The sequence below is a fragment of the Saccharopolyspora pogona genome (assembly GCF_014697215.1).
GTDB classification, from domain to species: domain Bacteria; phylum Actinomycetota; class Actinomycetes; order Mycobacteriales; family Pseudonocardiaceae; genus Saccharopolyspora; species Saccharopolyspora hattusasensis.
In genome coordinates, this window is the sequence record NZ_CP031142.1 from 891,628 (window position 1) to 909,493 (window position 17,866).

The window sequence follows — 17,866 nt, forward strand, 5'->3', positions numbered from 1 at the left end:
AATTATGCCTCGGCGTGGGATGAGGCCCTTTCCCCGATCTGTTCGACGTCGTCGTCCGGGACGAACCGGACCAACAGCGAGCAGATGATGCTGATCGCACAGGCGATCGCGAGGTAGGTCGCGACGGCGTACGGGGTGCCGAATCCCGCGTATAGCGCGACACCGATCGTGGGGGCGAATGCGCCACCGAGGATGCCGGCGAGCTGGAAGCTGAACGCGGTGCCGCTGTAGCGCACCCGGGCGGGGAACAGGCGCGAGAGGAAGGCTGCGAATGGCGCCCATCCCGCCATGATCCCAACCGCGGCGGCGCTGACGCCACCTGCGGGCCCGGACAGCAGCATGCGAATCGCATTGCGCCGCACGATGTCCGCGGGCATCGCCCCGCCGTTGGACTGCATCACGTGGAGGTCCCCGGCGAACCCGCCGGTCTCCAGCGTGTGCCCGAGACGACCGAGATAGCCGTCGACCGTCGGCCGGATGTAGGCGTCGAGGACGGTCGTGCTCGCCCGCTCGTACTCCCGCGGCTCCGGTGACACCTGATGGGAGAGGACCACAGTCAGGCCGGGATGGCGCTGCGCGGCGAGCTCGGCGACGGCCAACTCGTGCGCGGGGTTGCGGTAGGAGTGCAGTAGGCAGACCGCCACCGTGTCGATCCCGGTCGCAGCCAGCGCGTCCAGAGCGGCTTCGGCGGATGCCCGGTCGATCTCCTGGATCACCCTGCCGTCCGCGGCCATCCGCTCGATCACCTCGACGACGTCGCTCTGGGGGACCAGGGCCTGCGGCTTGCGGTACTTCAGGACCGTGGTGTCGATGCGGTCCTGGCGCTGCAGTTCCAGCAGGTCGCCGAAGCCCGCGGTGACGAGAAGTCCGACCCGTTCGCCCCGTCGCTCCAGCACGGCGTTGGTGGCGACCGTCGAACCGTGCACAACGGTCGCGACGGCACCGAGGTCGGCGAACGCCTCTCGGACCGCCGTGGTCGCGCCCTGCTCGGGTGCATGCGTGGTTGACGGCACCTTCACCGTCCGCAGGCCCGCAGGCCCGTAGGCGACGAGATCGGTGAAGGTGCCACCGATCTCCACCCCGAGGGAGACCTCATCCATAGATGCTCCATTCAACGCAATGCCGTTCGCATGGCCGGAACGGTAGGTGGGGATGTTCCGGAAGTCCAGCCCCGGCTACCGGCTGCTCGACTCCGCGCATCGCGATTGCGACGCCACCGCGCGAGTAGACGGGCCAGCGTCGTCGACGCCCTGGTCGAACGATGACCTCATCGCCGGACTTCGCCGTCGATGCAGGGTTTTCGATGCTGTCCGTTCGGGAAGCGCGATCCGGATCCCGCGAGCAGGCGTGGTGAGTCACGCCAGAGCGTGGGGACGTTCGGCGCGACGCGGGTGGTGACCAACGGGGGTCGCGACCGGCCGGTCCCGGTCATGCTCGACTATCCGCGCCCCGTCGGGCAGGCTCAGGGAACCGCGCCCAGCACCCCGACCATGCTCCGTATCGGGTCGAACACCACGGGCGCGGCCGGGTGGGTCCGGCGGTTCCTCCCCGGCGGACGGCGAAGGAGAACATGTTCTCACTGTTCCAGTTGAACGGCTTCGTCGCCGTGGCCGAGGAACTGCACTTCGGACGCGCCGCCGAACGACTTCGCATGACCCAGCCGCCGCTGAGCCGCCAGATCCAACTGCTGGAGAACGAGCTCGGTGTCGAGCTCGTCGACCGCAGCCACCGCGCCGTCCGGTTGACCAGGGCAGGCCGAGCTTTCCTCCCGGAGGCGCGGCGCCTGCTCCGCCAGGCCGAGCAGGCCGCGCGGATGGCCCGCTCGGCGTCCACCGGGGAGATCGGCAGCCTGGCACTCGGTTTCACCGCGGCCAGCGCCTACCGCACCCTGGGTGCGGTGCTGGGCGTGGTCCGGAAGAACCTGCCCGGGGTCGAGATCATCCTGCGGGAAATGGTGAAGAACGAACAGCTGGAGGCGCTGTCCGACGGCAGCCTCGACCTCGGAATGATGGTCCGCCCTCCCGTCCGGCGGCACGATCTCGACTCGCGAATCTACTTGCGGGAACACCTGGTCGCCGCTATTCCGGTGGGCCATGCGTTCGCGAAATCGCCGGAACCGCTCACCGTCGCCGATTTCGACGGAGAAAGCGTAATCATGTATCGACCAGCGGAATCCAGGTATTTCCACGACCTGCTCACCAGCATTTTTAGAAATGCTGGATGCGCCCCGGTCTTCTCGCACTACCTGAGCCAGATCCACTCCGTGCTGGCGCTGGTCAACGCCGGTTTCGGGCTGTCCCTGGTCCCAGCTGGGGCCACCCAGCTCCGCTATCCGGAGGTCGTCTTCCGATCTGTTGAGCTGCCCGAGTCGAGCCAAGTGGAACTCAGCCTCGTCTGGAGACGCGACAACGACAACCCCGCGCTTGCCGCACTGCTCGATTATTTGAAGCACGGGTGATCGATTCAATCGTTGAATCGGAACTTCCAAACGAAGCATTGGACATTCCGAAACCGACTCGCCTAGCGTTGTGTCCGCATTGACCGGACGTCAGCAGTTCCACCTGGAACGGCTTTCGCGGCGCAAAATGAGGAGTGCCCGGTGCGGGTCATCAGCGGATTGTGCGCAAATCGAGCGCGAGTTCGGATTCCATCCGATCAAGCAGTTGCTCACCCCCCGGTATCCGAATGGACGCACCGAAGATGGTTGCGCCCGTGATCGCGGACCGGAACGGCAAGCGCTTCCTGCTGGCCCGCGAGCAGGAGACCGGCAATCTCCGCGCCCAAGGCATACCAGCCGAGCGGATCCGCGCCATCAGCTCCTGATCCACACACTCGACCTCGAACGCACAGGAATTCCCCATGACCGCAATGGCATTGCAGATGGAGCCAGGCCCGACCCTGGTCGACGACCGGGTCATCCAAGCACTCGCGGCCCCGCCGATGTACCACCAGAGTGCCGAGTTCGCCGAGACGATGGACGAGACCTGCGAACTGCTCAAGCAGATCTACGGCACCGGGGGCGAAGTCGTGGTGCTGCCGGCGAGCGGCCGGGGCGCCGTCGAGTCCGCGCTGGCCAGCGCGGCCCCCGTCGACCGTCCTCTCGTGGTCCCGGCCAACGGCACGTTCGGCCGCATGATGGCCGCCATCGGCGGGTCGCTGGGCATGCGGGTCGTAGAGATCAAGCACGATTCCGGCCAGCCGTTGGCGGTGCGCGACATCGAGGCCGAACTCGACCGGCACGACCGGCCCGTTCTCGGCGTCGTACACAACGAAACGTCCACCGGCATGGTCAACGACCTGGCCGAATACGCCGATCTGGTGCACCGGCGGGACGGGCTGCTGCTGGTCGACGCGGTGTCCTCACTCGCCGGCACCGCGATCAACTTCGACGACCTCGGCATCGACCTGTGCGCCTCAGCGGCCCAGAAGTCGGTCGGCGCGCCGCCCGGGCTGGCCTTCGTCGCGGTCAGCGAGCGCGCCCGCGGCGAGATCGAAGGCCGCAGACGGCCACCGCTCGGCTACTACCTCGACCTGCTCCGGTGGTGGGACCAGTGGGTTCCCCGAGAGCAGGGCGGCAGGTTGAAGTCCGGATACCGCAGACTGCCGTGGACCATGCCGACCAACCTGGTGGTCGCGCTGCGCCGCGCGCTCGAACTGACCGCGGAGGAAGGCATCGAGGAACGCTGGGAACGGCACCGCCGCACCGGCGCCGGCCTGCGCGCGGCGATGGCCGCACTCGGGATGCATCCGGTGGCGCCGCCAGGTGCGGAGTCGAGCACCGTCGGCGCGTTCCGGCTGCCGGGCAGCATCGACGCCCGGACCCTGCGCCGTCGGCTGGCGCAGCGGCACCGTGTGCACATCGCGGGCGGAATGGACGGCGACGCCGCCACCGTGATCCGGATCGCGCACATGGCGGAGTCGGCCCGACCGGGGCCGCAACTGCACACCATCGCCGCGATCGCCTACGAGCTCAACGCTCTCGGCGTGCGGGCCGCGACCGACCCAACGCGGGACTTCCTCGCGGCGTGGTGCGCCGAATAACCGGACGAACGGCGTCACCAGCATGCGCCGGCCAGTTGCCGACGCCGAGGCCGGATACGTCGCCTCGGCACGGGTGGAGCGTTCGACCAGGGTGCCGATCGCCGAGGCGTCATCCTTGCCGATGATGTAGGGGCCGGGCCGGGCCGGGCCGGGCTGGGCTGGGCCGGGCCGGGGTCCGGTGCCGGGATTGCTGCCGGTCCGTTTCCCCGGCCCGCCCTCCGCGCCGGACGTAGCCGTGGGTTGTTGGTGTGAGGCGAACGGCCTGTTCGCGTCGGTAGGAGCCTGTTGCGTTTTCGGCGAAAACGGCTGAACCGAAGTACCAAATCAGTCTCGATCGCCGCCGTTTGTCCGCCAGTGGCCATCTCAGCCGTGATCGATCGATCACGGTCCGTGGTGGGCGTAATTTTGCAACAGGCTCGTAGGTGGCGCGAACGGTCCGTTCGCTTCATTCACCTGACGTTGCCGGCGCGGTCGAGGGTGGTGTGGCTCGGGAAAGGTAGTTCGCTGATATTGCCATCGCGCCCGTCGCTGTTTCGACAGCGTGACAGCCCACCCGGACAAATGTTCGGCACCGGCGCGATCATTGCTCTGGGTGTCGCGACACGTTGACCGAGTCACTCAAGCCAAGCCTCCAACCAACTTGTGTGGACAGTGCCCTTGCGCAGTTCCGGGCAGGCAAGCAGGCTGCCGTAGAGAGCACGGGCCGTGGGCACTCCCTGCACGTGGAGTTCGCCGAGCGCCTGCTCAGCGCGCGTGAACGCCTGTTCCCGATCGGCACCCCAGCAGATGAGCTTGGCGATCATGGAATCGTAGAACGGGCTGATGCGGTTCTCCGGTGACGAAACCGGTGTCGATGCGGACTCCCGGCCCGCCGGGCAGGTCGAAACGGGTTAGCTCTCCAGGTGTGGGCGTGAAGTCGTTCTCAGCGTCTTCGGCATTGATCCGCAGCTCGACTGCGGCGCCTTGCAGGGAGATGTGGCCGCGCTTGTAGGAGATCTCGTCCACACCGATGCGGTAGACATCGTCCAACCGGGCGTCATCGACATGCTCGACCACGACCCGGCCGACGATGCGGTCGACAGCTTCCCAGGAACACCGCATCAGCCGGGACACGCTGGTCTTGTCCATACGCTGGGCCAGCCAGGCGATCACATCCTCAAAATCACGGGAGTGCCGGGCACCGGGCCTGGCCCACGGGAGTTCCTCGGTACGCACCCGCCCGCAGCCCCGGCAGTCGATGCGGTGGATATCGGCTTCCAGCCATACCTGGCAGGCACCGAAGTCCAGATGCCGCCACCGGCGGCGGGAGGTGTCGTAGCGGCCGCGCTGCTTACGGCCGCACGGGCAGACCAGCAGCCGACGGCGCCGCCGCAGCCCCAGCACGATTCCCTGATCTGTGAACGACACCGACTCCACAGACGCCCCTGGCAAGGCCTCCGGTTGAATACAGTAGTAACGCGCACGTGAGCCCTTCGGGTACGGATGGTCTAGGCAACCTCCGAACCTCAGGTGCGCCCTTATTCCCGCAGGTCACACCTGCGCATTCCGTTACCAAGCAATGACAATCCGTCTACTCCTCGCCGATTTACACCCACGGAAAGCCGAGGAGAGGGACGCGCGTTCGGGAGTGTCGGTGCGGGGCCGCACGTACTTGGGTACCTCGATCTGGCGGTCCGGTGACACGAGCTGGTAGCAGAACGGCAGGCCGGGAACGAAGCCGATCATGGTCACGATGTAGGGCGCTCCGGAAAGCGCCGAGATGAACCGCTGGACGTCTTCGAAGCCGTTGATGCGCGCCGCGTATTCCAGGTCGGTGGCATCCGGGTCCTGGTGACGGTCCCGGAAGCGCAGCAGCGTCTCCCGGGTCCACGGGTCGTCGTAGAGTACCGGGACGTCGACGACCCGCGTGTGCAGGACGTGGTCCGCCGAGAGGCTGGTGGCGGGTCGCTCCAAGCCCTGGAGATGCTCGACCAGTTCGGCGGGGTGGAGACGGTCGGGGTCCGACCCGGATCATGTACGACGCGTTCGACGGACAGATGTCGACGATTCCGTCGAGGTGCTGATCGCGCAACGCGGCGGTGATGGTCATGGCCTTGAAGTTCGCCTCCAGGCTCATCGCCTGGGCGATCTCAACGAAGACGAACTCGTCCGCGCCGAAATGGTAGTGCGCAGGCGGCAGCTCCAGCGATGCCGTTGCCACAGCTTCTCTCCAGTCAGTCACGCCCGCTGCCTGATCGGCTCACGGGGCATGGGGGTCACTGTGAACCCGCACCGCAGTGGTCGGCCACTGGCCGGCTTGGACAAAAGCAGGGGGCAAATGTGGCCGAACCGCTGATTCTGCTGGACGGGGCGCGTGCCAACACTGTGCTCAAAGTGTCGATGCGGCACTGTGGCCACAGGAGTGTCTCTGCTTTCAGGTAGACCGGTGGGCTTTGACGAAACGGAGTGGGCATGAAGAAATTGATCGATCTCAATGCCGATGCGGGGGAGAGCTTCGGCCGCTGGCGGCTCGGCGACGATGCGCGCCTGATGCCGCTGGTGTCGTCGGTCAACGTGGCCTGCGGGTGGCATGCGGGCGACCCGGCGACCATGCGCCGCTCGGCCGGGCTGGCCAAGTCGCACGGAACCGCACTCGGGGCACATCCGGGATTTCCCGACCTGGTCGGGTTCGGTCGGCGAGCGCTCGCGATGACCCCGCAACAAGCCGCTGATGCATGTCTGTACCAGCTCGGCGCCCTGCGAAGCTTCGCCGACTCGTTCGGGATCGCCCTGACGCACGTCAAACCGCACGGTGCCTTCTACGGGTTGACCATCCGGGAGCCGGAAGTGACCGATGCCATTGCCGAGGTGGTTACCGCGGTCGACCCGGAGCTAATCCTGGTCCTGCTTGCGGGCCCAACCGCCGAGAAGGTTGCAGCACGTGGCGTGCGGGTGGCTCGGGAAGCTTTTGCCGACCTGGACTACGACGATGACGGCCACATCATCATCGAGCCCGATCCGGTCGCGAAGTCTCCCGAGCACTGCGCCGAGAAGGCCATGGCCATCCTTGCGGGCGAAGTGGTCTCGACCAGTGGGAAGACTCTGCCAGTGGACGCCGACACCATCTGCTTGCACGGCGACCGGCCGAACGCGATCGAGATCGCCCAGGCAGTTCGGCAGCGATTCAGCGCGGCTGACGTCACGGTGGCGCCCATGGCCGAGGTGATCGCAAACCGTCCCTGAGAGCCTGCTTTCAGGCTCGGTGAGAGTGGCGAGGGTGGGCTAAGCGCTAAGCGGCCGGCGCCGCTTCCGAGCATAAATCCGCCCTACTGCCCTGTACGCCGCAACATTTAAGACAGCCTCGTGAGCAGGTCATAACGTTTCGAGATGCCGTGGGTCCAGGGCGTACTTCGATGTCATGGACCGCTCGCAGGGCAACATGTTCGACATGGAGGACTACCTCAAACGAGACCCCGTCGGCGAAGACAGGAACGCGTCCGCAGCCCCGCGCACAGCGGGCGGGGCGCTATAACCGGATCCGGCACTGGGCCACAGCGGGTCGGTGCTGCTGGTACCCCGTCTCACCTGCACCTCGAGTCCCACGCCGCTCATTAGCACGACCCTTCTGAGGCTCGGGGATCGGTTGATGCGCTGTGCCGGTCGTGGTCAAAGCCAGGTTTCGACGGCCAGCAGGTCGCGCATGGAGATCACGCCGACGACCATTCGGCCTTGCTTCACCGGGAGGTGACGGATCCCGGCGTCGAGCATCCGCCGCGCCGCATCCCGGGTGTCCTCCCCGAAGGCAGCGGTTTCCAGTTGGTGCGATGCGAACAGGGTGGCTGTTGCCGTTCGCGGATCGGCCTTCTCCGCGACGGCCCGGACGATGTCCCGTTCCGAGATGATGCCGACGATCCGGTCGTTGTCGAGCATGGCGAGAGCGCCGACGTGGTCCGCGGTCATCTTCCTCGCGACGTCTTCGAGCGAATCGGACGCGTCACACGTCAGCGTCCCCGGGTGGAAAACTTCTTCGACGTGCATGGCTTCCTCCGTGCGCTATACGTGCAGTCGATTCGGCCCGGCTTCGACCACGGTCACCTGCCGTGTACCCGGCGTTGCCAGCGCCAACGCGCGAGCGATGTCGTGGCTGGCCGGGTCGCCGACCGCGGCCGGCTGGTGATTCTCCAACGGTTCGGTCCGTGAGCCGGTTATCTGGCAAACCGGTACGTGCTCACCGTGCCGGCGCGATGCGTACTGCGGTGACCTTGTACTCCGGGCAGCCGGTGGTGTTGTCGGTGTGGGGCGAGGTGAGGTCGTTGACGGCCGCGTCGGAGAAGTGGAAGAAGGCGAAGGCCTGGCCCGGAGCGATGTCGTGGCTGGGGTGGGCGATCAAGATGGCTCGGCCCCAGCGGCTGGTCACGGTCACCTTGGTGCCTTCCAGCACGCGGAGGTGGGCGGCGTCGGCGGGGTGGAGTTCGAGGGTTTCGGTGGGTCGGAGTTCGACGTTGGGGGTGCGGCGGGTCATGGATCCGGTGTTGTAGTGCACGAGCCGTCGGCCGGTGACCAGCAGGTAGGGGAACTCGGCGTCGGGTTGTTCACCAGGTGGGAGGTAGGGGAGTGCGGCCAGTGCTGCTCGGCCGTCAGGAGTGGAGAACCTCTCGAGGTAGAGCACGGCCTCTCCGCGTTGGTCGGATGCTCGGCAGGGCCAGTGCAGCGGGCCTTCGGTGTCGAGCCGGTGGTGCGAGATTCCGGCGAAGACCGGTGTCAGGGCCGCGCACTCGGCGAGTGCTTCGGCGGGTGTGTGGCACCCGAGGTCGGCGCCCAGGGCGCGGGCGAGGCGGTGCAGGATGCCGAAGTCGGTGTCCGCCTGCCTCGGTGAGGTGAGTACGGGGTGTACGCGTTGGAAGCGGCGGTCGAAGTTGACGAAGGTCCCGTCCTTCTCCAGGAACGAGGCGGCGGGCAGGACGACGTCGGCGTGCCCGGCGGTCCGGGACAGGAAGAGGTCGTGGCAGACGACGAGGTCGCACGCGCGCAAGGCGGCGCGAACGTGGCCGGTGTTCGGGTCGCTTTGGGCGGATGTCCTCGCCTATGACGTACAGCGCGCGCAAGTTTCCATTGATGGCTGCGTCGAACATCTGCGGGATGCGCAGGCCGGGGCGTTCGGGCACCGGCTGACCCCAGGCGGCTGCGAAGCGGTCGCGGACTGCCGCGTCCGTGACGTGTTGGTAGCCGGGCAGCGTGTCCGGCAGTGCACCCATGTCGGATGCGCCTTGGACGTTGTTCTGTCCGCGCAGTGGGAGGATCCCGCAGCAGCCCGGGGTGCCGACCGCGCCGCGCAGGATGGCGAGGTTGGCGAGGGTGCGCACGCCGTCGGTGCCGTGGGCGTGCTCGGTGATCCCGAGCCCGTAGACGATGACAGGATGCTCTGCCCGTCCGAAAACCCTTGCGGCTGCAACAAGGACCGCAGGTGGCACGTTGGCGATGCCGGCGACGGTGTCCGGCCCGTAGTCCTGTAGGAGCGCGGCGGCCTCGTCGAACCCGGTGGTGCGCTGGTCGAGGAAGTCGTGAGCGATGTGGTCGTCGTCGATCAGCTGGTGTGCGAGCGCGTTGAAGACGGCGACGTTGGAGCCCGGCCGGTTTTGCAGGTGGACGTCGGCGAGCGAGGCGAGTTCGATGCGTCGGGGATCAACAACGACGAGCCGGGCTCCGGCCAGCACGCGTTGCTTGATGCGGGCCCCGACGACGGGGTGGGTCTCGGTGGGGTTGGCGCCGGCGAGCAGGATGCAGTCGGCGTGGTCGAGGTCGTCGAGCGGATTGGTGCCGCCCGCCAGACCGAAGGAAGCGGTGAGCCCGGCGGCCGAGGGTGCGTGGCACAAGCGGGAGCAGTTGTCGATGCTGTTGGTGCCGATGGCGGTGCGGATGAACTTCTGGGCCAGGTAGTTCTCCTCGTTGGTGGCGCGGGCGAAGGAGATCATGGCGATGGCGTCCGGGCCGTGCCGGTCTCGGATGTCCGCCAGTCGCTGGGCGATCGTGGTGAGGGCTTCGTGCCAGGTCGTTTCGACCAGTTGCCCGTCGCGTCGCAGCAGTGGTGTGGTCAGGCGGTCTTCGGCGCGGGTGAAGGCGTGAGCGAATCGGCCCTTGATGCAGGCGTGGCCGCGGTTGACTGGAGCGCCGTGCGTCGGGGTGATGGCGGCGATGGTGCTGTCGCGGACGTGGACGTCGAGGGTGCAGCCGACGCCGCAGTAGCCGCAGGTGGTCGTGGTCGTCGTGGTGATGGGGCGAAGGTCGAGGAGGCCGGGTTCGGACAGTGCGCCGGTGGGGCAGCTGTCGACGCAGCCGCCGCAGCCGACGCAGGGGGAGGAGACCCACGGCCCGCCGTCGCCTGGCGTGACGACGGTGTTGAAGCCGCGGCCGGTGAGTTCGAGTGCGAAGGTGCCCTGGACTTCGGCGCACATGGCCACGCATCGCCCGCAGGCGATGCACAGGTCGCGATCGAGCTTGACGTAGGGGGCCCAACTGTTCGGGAAGCTGGGTAAAGATGTGTCGTTTCGGGTTGGTATGGTTTGCCGCGAAGGAACTTGGCAGGCTGGCGAGAGCCAAGCCAGTCTGTCGGGAACCTGGTTTTCCAACATGGTTGGGTGGCGGCGAGTTGCGTCGTGACAGCCCGATGGAAACCCATGTAAGACCAGCATTTGCTGGCGGCGGGTATCGCCACGGGAAGACCAGCGCCGGACGGGCGCTGGCCAACGTCGGCACCGTAAGGTGTCGGCTCGCGGAACGTTTTTACACGTTGCGTGAACGGTGTGAGTGGTCTACGCCTCGGTCGTGTGTGGCGCCGGTGCCGCTCGCGCGCACGGCGTCGAGGACCGTGGCGTCGTCCGCGACGTCCACAGTGGTGCGCCCGATGGTGACGCGCATCAGCGTTCTCCTGCGAGGAGTTCGTCCCGGTAGACGCGCAGCAGGCTTCGTACCGAGCCCGGTACACCCCGGCCGAAGGCGCACAGGCTGCCGGTGCTCATCACGTCGAGCAGTTTTTCCTGCTGTGACAGTACTTTCTCCGAACTGGTCGGGAAGCATGCAGCCAACTCCCGGCCGCGCCGTGTGCCGACGCGGCAAGGGGTGCAGGCGCCGCAGCTTTCGGCTGCGGCGAAGCTCCACACGTGCCGGAGCAGCTCCCGCGCGGTGATCCCGTCGTCGATGGCGACGAGACTGCCGTGCCCGAGCGCCACCCCGGCTTCGGCGAGCGCCTCGGCGAGCAGCGGGACGTCCAGGTCGTCGGGGGAGAGGAACCCGCCGAGCGGCCCGCCGACCTGCAAGGCCCGAAGCCGGTAGCCGGGTTTGAGGCCGCCGCCGAGGGTTTCGACGAGGTAGCGCAGCGGGACCCCGAACTCGACCTCGTAGACGCCGGGATTGCGGAAGCGCTGGCTCAGGCACACCAGTTTGGTGCCGGTTTCGATCGGGGTGCCGAGTTGTGCGTATGCGGTGCCGCCGTGTCGCAGCACCCACGGCACCGCCGCGAGCGTTTCGACGTTGTTCACCACGGTGGGCTGCCCGGCGAGGCCGTACTCGGTCGGGTACGGCGGCCGGGGCCGGACGCTGCCGCGAAATCCCTGCAAGGCGTGTAGAAGCGCGGTTTCCTCCCCGGCGACGTAGGATCCTGCGCCTTCCACGATCTCGACGTCGAAGTCGACCGACGAGCCGTGCACGCCGGCCCCGAAGTGCCCCGCAGCGCGCGCTGCTTCCACCGCAGCCTGCATCCTCCCCACCGCCACCGGGTACTCCGACCGCACGAACACCACGCCCCGGTTCGCGCCGACCGCAAAACCGGCGAGGGCCAGTCCTTCCAGCACGCGGTGCGGGTCGCTTTCCAACAGCAGTCGGTCGCAGAACGAACCAGGATCGCCCTCGTCCCCGTTGGCCACCACGAACCTCGGCGCCGGGCCGCGCACCGCCTCCCACTTCTGCACCACCGGGAATTCGGCACCGCCTCGGCCGCGCAGGCCGGCGATCGCGACCTCGGCGCGGACCGCGTCCGGGGATCCGTCGGTGACGAGATGCGGCCACACCTGCCAGGAGTCCTCAGCACCGGTCAACCCCGCGAGCGTCACGGCCCGGCGGCTGGCGACGCGGTAGGGGATCGCGGGCGCCGGGGTGACCACGAGCAGCTGCGCATGCTGTGCGGCCTCGCGCAGCGCTTGCTACCGCCGGGATCGCGAGCGGGTCGCGGACGTCGCCAGCCTGCGCCGGGTGCTCTGCCCGACGTCGGTGGCGGTCGTCGGTGCGAGCCACCGGGAATCGGCGGTGGGCAACGCCATGCTGCGCAACATCATCCAGGGCGGAAATACCGGAACGATCTACGCGGTCAACCGCCGCCGCGGAGACATTCACGGCCTGACCGCTTTCCGATCCGTGGCCGATCTTCCGGAACCGCCGGAAATGGCGGTGCTGTGCGTCCCTGCCGAGAGCATCTCGGAGGTGGCGGAGGAATGCGGGCGGCGCGGGGTTCGTGCACTGGTCGTGGTGGCAGCGGGAATCACCGGTAAGCCAGCCGTTGTGGACGGCTTGCTCACCGCCGTTCGTCGGTGGGGGATGCGGCTGGTGGGACCGAATTGCCTAGGCGTGGTCAACTCCGATCCCGCGATGCCCAGGACATGCTCCACGAACTGCGGGCCGCGCTCCAGTTGTTCGGCCCGCGACCGGCCCAGCCGCTGGATATGGACACCGTGATCGATGTGCTGCTGCGCACGGCACGGATGGCCGAACTGCTCCACGAGGTCGCCGAGGCCGACCTCAACCCCGTGATCGTCACCGAGCAGGGCGTTCGCATCCCCGACGCGCGCATCCGCTTGGAACCACACGAACCCGAAGATCCCTTCATCAAAGGAACGTAGCGCGGAGACCCCCGGATTTATCCGTGGGGAGGAAGCGCGTCAAGTCCGTGCACGAAGCGAGCAGGCCAAAGGTCTCACAAACAAGGTCACTATTCGACTCGTCCGTGAGAACCAAACGGTCGTGATCGAGGACCTGAACGTGCGCGGCATGCTCAATAACGGCAAGCTCGCGCGCGCGATCTCCGACGCATCATGGTCGGAATTCCGCTCCATGCTGGAGTACAAAGCCCACTGGTACGGCCGCGAGGTGATCGCGGTTGACCAGTGGTTCCCGTCCAGCAAGATCTGTTCGGCTTGCGGAAAGCTCGCTGAGTCGATGCTGCTTCAGGTGCGGTCGTGGACCTGCACCGGATGCGAGGCGACTCACGATCGTGATGTCAACGCTGCGAAAAACATTCTGGCCGCCGGGCTGGCGGTTGCAGCCTGTGGAGATGGTGTAAGACCGGCCCGGCGATAGCCGGAACGGCAACTGTCTGTGAAGCAGGAAACCCAACCCGCGAGGGTTGGAATCCCCCGCCTTCAGTTCAGGCGTGGGAAGGAAGTCAACCGCAAGCTCCGCGTCCCCCCGGTGCCGGTGCAGGTGACCATATCCCCTAGCTGGGACGCCGTGGGCGCGCGACGGTCAGGACCGGGTACGGCCCTTCGAGGTGGAACATGAACGACCAGGAAACCGCGCTCGGCCTCGCCAGCACCCCCGTGGTCGCGGTCCGACCCGGACTGGACGCGATGGATGCGTTGTACGAGATGTACCGCCGCGACGTGCACCACCTCGCCGTGGTCGCCGACGAGGACACCGTGGGGCTGGTGAACGCGGCAGACCTGCTGCAGGGCATCGCGGCCCAGTACCCGAAGACGACCACTTCGGTCGGCTCGCTATGCCCGGCGCAGGGGCCCCGAGTGGACGCGGCCGACGACATCGGTGTCGCAGCGCAACGCATGATCGACGCCCACACCGATGCCGTCCTGGTCATGCGGCACGGGCGGGTGTGCGGTGTGCTCACCGCGGTCGATCTCGTCCGCAGCATCGCCCAGGACTCCGTCGCACACCCGGAGAAAGAGGGATCTCGATGAGTGTCGCCAGCGACGAGATGGACGGGAGCCACGGGCAGGACGCGTGGTTTTGCTGGCGGAGCGCTTCGCCCGCGGGGAAATCGGCGAAGAAGAATACCCGCACCGGATGATGGCATTCGCCGAACGCAGGCGCCGGACGTGACGCCTGGGTTGGGCGTACCACGCAAGTGGTACCCGAGAACGAGTTGGGGACGATCCGATGTACCCGATCTCGACGTGGGGAACGCGGATGCGGTGCGTGCTGGCAGGCGTTGACGGCTCCGCTGAGTCGGCGACTGCAGCACTCTGGGCAGCCGACGAGGCCTCCCTGCGTGGTGCGCCGTTGCGGCTGGTGACGGTCGTCGCGAGTGGCGACAGCTCGCAGGCATGGAGCGTCGTGCGCAGCGCTGGCGAGTTGTGTCGTCGTGAGCATCGCAAGATCGATATTGCCGAAGACGTGGTGCACGGATTCCCGCCGGATGCACTGGCCTTGGAGTCCGTCGACGCCCAGTTGCTCGTCGTCGGTTCGCGCGGCCGGGGCGCCGTTGCCGAGACGCTGCTGGGATCGGTGAGCAGAGCGGTTGCGGAACGAGCGAGCTGTCCAGTCGTGGTCGTTCCGCAGCGTCGGACCAGTTTCGCCCTGGGCCCGGTGGTGCTCGGTGTGGCAGACCCGCCATTCGGTTCGGCGGCAGTCTCGTTCGCCTTCGAAGAAGCCGCCCTGCGGGACACCCCGCTGCTGGTGGTGCACGTGTGGCGACCGGTCTCAGGCAGGCAGTTCCGGACCGGGCCCGCATCGATGGCGAGGTTGTCGACAGTGGACGAAGCCCGAACCGACCTGGCAGTGAATCTGGCTGACTGGACGGCAAAATACCAGAAGGTTCAACTACGCACGGACGTGCGTTACGGCAATCCCGCCGAGGAGTTGAGCCTCGCCGCCTCCTCGGCCCAGCTGCTGGTCCTCGGCCACCACAGCACGGTACTCGGGTTCGGCTCGGTCGCGCGCAGCGTCCTGCACCGTGCGGACTGCCCGTTCGTGATCGTCGGCGAAACCCACCACGGCGAGGACCTCGATTTCGCCGAAGAAGGGAGAAGAGCTGATGAATGACAAGACCGACAAGACGCGGACCCAGCACCCTGACGTCGCCTCAGCGACTTGGGAGGTCACCGAGCGTTCGGTGAGTGTCGACGACTTCGCGGCGCGCTACGACGTCGGCGCGGTCGAACACCTGGTCGTCGATGTGCAGCCGGAGACGATGTACCAGGAGCTGCGTCATCTCGACCTGCTCACCATCAGGTCGCGAACCGCGGACCTGGCTATGTGGGTGCGGGGACTGCCGGAGCGGCTCAAACGCCGCGTTCCGCCTCGGGTTCCGACCCGACTGACCTACGACGACCTGTGCGTCAGCGGCGACTGGGTGCTGCTCGGCGAACAGCCAGGCCGGGAAGTGGTTTTCGGTGCGGTGGGCAGGTTCTGGACGCCGATCGTGCGCATGGAGAAGGTCACGGCCGAGGAGTTCGCCGAGTACGGCAAGCCCGGCAGGGGAAAGATCGTCACCTCGCTCTCGGTGCGCCCCTACGGCCGCCGCGGCAGCCTGGCCACCTACGACATCCGCACCACGCTCGACGACCCGATCACGCGCCGGATCTTCACGCTCTACTGGCGGACGGTGTCGCCGTTCGTCAAAGCCATCATGCGCGCCACCCTGCGTGCTGCGGCCAAGCATGCGCGTGAGTGATTTTTCTGGCGAGAAAAGGGGCTCTTCTGCTTCTTCCGTGGGTTAGGCGTGTCCGGGGATTGACCCATCTACCGAGACACGACACCGGTAAGAACCGGCAGCACCACTTACGACCCGATGGACACCGGTCCGTGCGCGAGCACGCACGGCCGCCCGCATTCCCGTGGGAAGATCGCCGGACTGGCGATAGATGTGCGCGAGATCCGGGTCCTGTTCTTCGACGTGCTCGGGACCGTGGTGGACGAAGCAGGTTCGGCAGCGGACGAGTTCGAACAGGCGGTACACGACGCGACCGGTCAGAGCGGACACGGCAAGCCGCTGGCCGCAACGTGGTTGGGCGAGTGTACCCGGCGGCTGAACTCGATTCTCGCAGGTGAGTCGTGGGCGCCGCTGGCGGAGATCAACCGCCTCGCCCTGGCCACAGCAGTCGAAGAACAAGGACTCACCGTTGACGCCTCGGCCCTGGACCGGCTCGCACTGGTCACCCAACGGCTGCGCCCGTGGCCGGATGCGACGCCTGCTCTCCGCGCCCTGTCCGGACGTATCGCCCTGGTGGCGTTGTCCAACGCAACCAGGGCGATGCTCGCCGCTATCAGCCGCCGAGGCGCTCTACCTTGGCACTGCGTGCTTTCCAGCGAACTCGTGCGCTCCTACAAGCCCGACCCCGTGGTGTACGAGATGGCGCTGGATCTCCTCCGCGTCGAACCCGAGCAGAGCATGCTCGTCGCGGCACACCCCTGGGACCTGCGCGCCGCAGCGGCGAAAGGCATCCGAACGGCATACGTGGCCCGAGCAGAAGAGCACCCCAGAACCCACCGACGCCTTCGACGTCGAAGTCGACGACCTCGCCCACCTCGCACGCACATTGATCGAGTGATAGGAGCAGGGCACCTTTTGCCAAATTACTTGGAAAAGGGATTCTCTCGTGGGCAGACGGGGTGCGGTGACAGCCACGGATGGAGCCCAAGCGTTGCACGGGCGCTGGCCAACGTCGGCACCGTAAGATGTCGGCTCGCGGAACGTTTTTACACGCCGCGTGAACGGCTCTGATCAAGACACCTCAGGTTTCGAACGCTTCGGCGACGCCGTTGATGAGCATGTCGCCGATGTCGCGGCGGGGTGAAGCGACCGACGGTGCGCCGTGGCCGATCCGCAGCAGTGCTCGTGGGGTGACGTTTCCACCGAGCAGTCGTTGAAGCTCCTCGCGTGTCTCCGGCACCTCGACGACCTCGGAGATCATCGACGCGACCAGGCCTTGTGCGGTTGCGGTCAGCCACAACCGCTGCAGCGCCTGCCCGGCCTGCAGGTCTGCTTCTCGGCTGTTGTGCCGGGTGCACAAGACGACCAGCAAGGGATGGGTTTCGAATTCGGTTCCCGGCGCCCGCTCGGTGTGCCCGGCGGTGAAGTCGCGGTGCACCCACTGGTCCTTGGGTTCCGGTTTGGGGCCCGCTGCCGACACCGGCACGCCCTCGGTGGTGTCATCGGCGCGTCCGATCCATGCGGCCATTTCGGTTCGGAAGCGCGCGTCGGCCATCTGCGCTCGATGCGCACGATGCACCAACCCCTCAAGCGTGCCGTGCTCGCCTGGCTGTACCACGTGCAGCCAGGCTTGCTCTTCGTGAGCAGCGCGCATCAGCAAGTGCCTGTCCTCTGTGGACACAGGTATGTTCCGGAACGGATGTCGGTGGCTGTGCCGCTCGATGATCGCCTCGTAGCACCGGAGGTCGACCGGGCGCTGATGAGCTTGGCCGCCGCCGCGCACCTCGGCCAGCGTGGTGGCGGCTGCCAGGTGCGGGAGCAAAGTCACCACCGGCCGGATGCCCGCTTGTTCCAAAGCGAGTCGCAGGTTGAACAGCGCCGCCCCGCACGCCAACCGCAGTTCCCTGTCCTCGGGGTCGGCGACCGGCAGGTGCCGTTTCGGATCGGCGTGCAGTTCGATCAGTTGGGGCAGGATCCGGAAGCGCCACGGCTGGCTGTTGTGCAGCGATGGAGCCATCCCGGCCAGCCGGATGATCTGCTCCGTCTGGCCGGATGTCAGCCCGAAGGCCGCGGGGAACGCTCGCATTCACGACTCCTCATCCGCGCGTTCGATGCCGTCACTGTGACTGTTCGGAGTTTGCCGGGGCGAGGGTCCAAGTGCCTCTGAACTGCACCGGAGGCGCGAGTGACGAA

General features: G+C 67.1%; 19 protein-coding genes and 2 pseudogenes. 10 read left to right on the plus strand and 11 right to left on the minus strand.

Translation table 11 applies throughout. The annotated features are described in order from the left end of the window. Window positions 1–2: 2 nt before the first annotated feature. Entirely contained in the window at window positions 3–1,100 is a 1,098-nt protein-coding gene (locus tag DL519_RS03635; protein WP_190812884.1) for a hydantoinase/oxoprolinase N-terminal domain-containing protein, read from the minus strand. A gap of 470 nt (window positions 1,101–1,570) precedes the next feature. Between DL519_RS03635 and DL519_RS03640 the strand changes: the two genes are divergently transcribed. Both DL519_RS03640 and DL519_RS03645 read left to right on the plus strand, forming a co-directional pair. Continuing rightward, window positions 1,571–2,458 carry a LysR substrate-binding domain-containing protein gene (locus DL519_RS03640; protein WP_190812885.1) on the plus strand — a complete coding sequence of 296 codons (888 nt, stop codon included), beginning with the start codon at window positions 1,571–1,573 and terminating at the stop codon, window positions 2,456–2,458. A 401-nt stretch (window positions 2,459–2,859) separates the two neighbouring features. Beyond that, entirely contained in the window at window positions 2,860–4,041 is a 1,182-nt protein-coding gene (locus DL519_RS03645; protein WP_190812886.1) for a pyridoxal-phosphate-dependent aminotransferase family protein, read from the plus strand. Between the two features lie 614 nt (window positions 4,042–4,655). Here DL519_RS03645 and DL519_RS48325 read toward each other — a convergent pair. From DL519_RS48325 to DL519_RS03655, 3 genes are all read right to left on the minus strand, one after another. Next, window positions 4,656–4,844 (minus strand): hypothetical protein, encoded by a 189-nt coding sequence (locus tag DL519_RS48325; protein ID WP_263399564.1) that lies wholly within the window; start codon window positions 4,842–4,844, stop codon window positions 4,656–4,658. Then, window positions 4,786–5,448 (minus strand): helix-turn-helix domain-containing protein, encoded by a 663-nt coding sequence (locus DL519_RS48330; protein WP_263399565.1) that lies wholly within the window; start codon window positions 5,446–5,448, stop codon window positions 4,786–4,788. The genes DL519_RS48325 and DL519_RS48330 overlap by 59 nt, the downstream gene beginning before the upstream one ends. Before the next feature lie 141 nt (window positions 5,449–5,589). Further along, window positions 5,590–5,994, minus strand: coding sequence for a carboxyltransferase domain-containing protein (locus DL519_RS03655; protein WP_263399566.1), 405 nt, complete (start codon window positions 5,992–5,994; stop codon window positions 5,590–5,592). Window positions 5,995–6,492: 498 nt separating this feature from the next. On the opposite strand from DL519_RS03655, the gene DL519_RS03660 reads away from it, so the two are divergent. Beyond that, the gene (locus tag DL519_RS03660; protein ID WP_190812887.1) at window positions 6,493–7,263 is read left to right on the plus strand and encodes a LamB/YcsF family protein; all 771 of its coding nucleotides are present in this window, start codon (window positions 6,493–6,495) and stop codon (window positions 7,261–7,263) included. Window positions 7,264–7,686: 423 nt separating this feature from the next. Here DL519_RS03660 and DL519_RS03665 read toward each other — a convergent pair whose 3' ends face one another. From DL519_RS03665 to DL519_RS03675, 6 genes and pseudogenes are all read right to left on the minus strand, one after another. Beyond that, window positions 7,687–8,058, minus strand: coding sequence for a CBS domain-containing protein (locus tag DL519_RS03665; RefSeq protein WP_190812888.1), 372 nt, complete (start codon window positions 8,056–8,058; stop codon window positions 7,687–7,689). Window positions 8,059–8,248: 190 nt separating this feature from the next. After that, window positions 8,249–8,689: a molybdopterin oxidoreductase family protein gene (locus DL519_RS45550; RefSeq protein ID WP_223840200.1), complete on the minus strand. Its 441-nt coding sequence runs from the start codon at window positions 8,687–8,689 to the stop codon at window positions 8,249–8,251. Window positions 8,690–8,905: 216 nt separating this feature from the next. Then, window positions 8,906–9,052 (minus strand): annotated as a pseudogene (locus tag DL519_RS48335) (molybdopterin-dependent oxidoreductase); the annotation flags it as partial. 106 nt (window positions 9,053–9,158) lie between these two features. After that, a pseudogene (locus tag DL519_RS03670) lies at window positions 9,159–10,709 on the minus strand (molybdopterin-dependent oxidoreductase); the annotation flags it as partial. 91 nt (window positions 10,710–10,800) lie between these two features. Continuing rightward, window positions 10,801–10,935 (minus strand): hypothetical protein, encoded by a 135-nt coding sequence (locus DL519_RS48340; RefSeq protein WP_263399567.1) that lies wholly within the window; start codon window positions 10,933–10,935, stop codon window positions 10,801–10,803. Then, window positions 10,935–12,176 carry a complex I 51 kDa subunit family protein gene (locus DL519_RS03675; protein ID WP_223838407.1) on the minus strand — a complete coding sequence of 414 codons (1,242 nt, stop codon included), beginning with the start codon at window positions 12,174–12,176 and terminating at the stop codon, window positions 10,935–10,937. Before DL519_RS03675 ends, DL519_RS48340 begins: the two co-directional genes overlap by 1 nt. Here DL519_RS03675 and DL519_RS03680 point away from each other — a divergent pair. From DL519_RS03680 to DL519_RS03710, 7 genes are all read left to right on the plus strand, one after another. Then, window positions 12,169–12,744: a CoA-binding protein gene (locus DL519_RS03680; RefSeq protein WP_223838408.1), complete on the plus strand. Its 576-nt coding sequence runs from the start codon at window positions 12,169–12,171 to the stop codon at window positions 12,742–12,744. The two genes, DL519_RS03675 and DL519_RS03680, sit on opposite strands and share 8 nt — an antisense overlap. Continuing rightward, window positions 12,669–12,908, plus strand: a complete 240-nt coding sequence (locus tag DL519_RS03685) for an acetate--CoA ligase family protein (RefSeq protein ID WP_190812889.1) — start codon at window positions 12,669–12,671, stop codon at window positions 12,906–12,908. The genes DL519_RS03680 and DL519_RS03685 overlap by 76 nt, the downstream gene beginning before the upstream one ends. Before the next feature lie 19 nt (window positions 12,909–12,927). Continuing rightward, complete coding sequence (locus DL519_RS03690) at window positions 12,928–13,365, plus strand: RNA-guided endonuclease TnpB family protein (protein ID WP_223840201.1); 438 nt, start codon at window positions 12,928–12,930, stop codon at window positions 13,363–13,365. A 197-nt stretch (window positions 13,366–13,562) separates the two neighbouring features. Continuing rightward, window positions 13,563–13,979 carry a CBS domain-containing protein gene (locus DL519_RS03695; RefSeq protein ID WP_190812890.1) on the plus strand — a complete coding sequence of 139 codons (417 nt, stop codon included), beginning with the start codon at window positions 13,563–13,565 and terminating at the stop codon, window positions 13,977–13,979. 238 nt (window positions 13,980–14,217) lie between these two features. Then, a complete protein-coding gene (locus DL519_RS03700; RefSeq protein WP_190812891.1) occupies window positions 14,218–15,063 on the plus strand; it encodes a universal stress protein in 846 nt (281 codons plus the stop codon). Further along, window positions 15,056–15,694 (plus strand): hypothetical protein, encoded by a 639-nt coding sequence (locus DL519_RS03705; protein WP_223838410.1) that lies wholly within the window; start codon window positions 15,056–15,058, stop codon window positions 15,692–15,694. Before DL519_RS03700 ends, DL519_RS03705 begins: the two co-directional genes overlap by 8 nt. Before the next feature lie 117 nt (window positions 15,695–15,811). Further along, entirely contained in the window at window positions 15,812–16,744 is a 933-nt protein-coding gene (locus DL519_RS03710; RefSeq protein ID WP_190812892.1) for a haloacid dehalogenase type II, read from the plus strand. A 10-nt stretch (window positions 16,745–16,754) separates the two neighbouring features. Here the strand turns inward: DL519_RS03710 and DL519_RS03715 are convergent, their stop codons facing one another. Further along, window positions 16,755–17,759 carry an Acg family FMN-binding oxidoreductase gene (locus tag DL519_RS03715; RefSeq protein ID WP_190812893.1) on the minus strand — a complete coding sequence of 335 codons (1,005 nt, stop codon included), beginning with the start codon at window positions 17,757–17,759 and terminating at the stop codon, window positions 16,755–16,757. Window positions 17,760–17,866 lie beyond the last annotated feature (107 nt).

What these genes read in the sequence shown, in the direction of transcription:
- DL519_RS03715 (WP_190812893.1), bottom strand. Translation starts at nt 17,759, where the DNA reads ATGCGAGCGTTCCCCGCGGCCTTCGGGCTGACATCCGGCCAGACGGAG.
- DL519_RS03695 (WP_190812890.1), top strand. Translation starts at nt 13,563, where the DNA reads ATGAACGACCAGGAAACCGCGCTCGGCCTCGCCAGCACCCCCGTGGTC.
- DL519_RS48325 (WP_263399564.1), bottom strand. Translation starts at nt 4,844, where the DNA reads ATGATCGCCAAGCTCATCTGCTGGGGTGCCGATCGGGAACAGGCGTTC.
- DL519_RS03635 (WP_190812884.1), bottom strand. Translation starts at nt 1,100, where the DNA reads ATGGATGAGGTCTCCCTCGGGGTGGAGATCGGTGGCACCTTCACCGAT.
- DL519_RS03705 (WP_223838410.1), top strand. Translation starts at nt 15,056, where the DNA reads ATGAATGACAAGACCGACAAGACGCGGACCCAGCACCCTGACGTCGCC.
- DL519_RS03640 (WP_190812885.1), top strand. Translation starts at nt 1,571, where the DNA reads ATGTTCTCACTGTTCCAGTTGAACGGCTTCGTCGCCGTGGCCGAGGAA.
- DL519_RS03665 (WP_190812888.1), bottom strand. Translation starts at nt 8,058, where the DNA reads ATGCACGTCGAAGAAGTTTTCCACCCGGGGACGCTGACGTGTGACGCG.
- DL519_RS03710 (WP_190812892.1), top strand. Translation starts at nt 15,812, where the DNA reads ATGGACACCGGTCCGTGCGCGAGCACGCACGGCCGCCCGCATTCCCGT.
- DL519_RS48340 (WP_263399567.1), bottom strand. Translation starts at nt 10,935, where the DNA reads ATGCGCGTCACCATCGGGCGCACCACTGTGGACGTCGCGGACGACGCC.
- DL519_RS03660 (WP_190812887.1), top strand. Translation starts at nt 6,493, where the DNA reads ATGAAGAAATTGATCGATCTCAATGCCGATGCGGGGGAGAGCTTCGGC.
- DL519_RS03645 (WP_190812886.1), top strand. Translation starts at nt 2,860, where the DNA reads ATGACCGCAATGGCATTGCAGATGGAGCCAGGCCCGACCCTGGTCGAC.
- DL519_RS03685 (WP_190812889.1), top strand. Translation starts at nt 12,669, where the DNA reads ATGCTCCACGAACTGCGGGCCGCGCTCCAGTTGTTCGGCCCGCGACCG.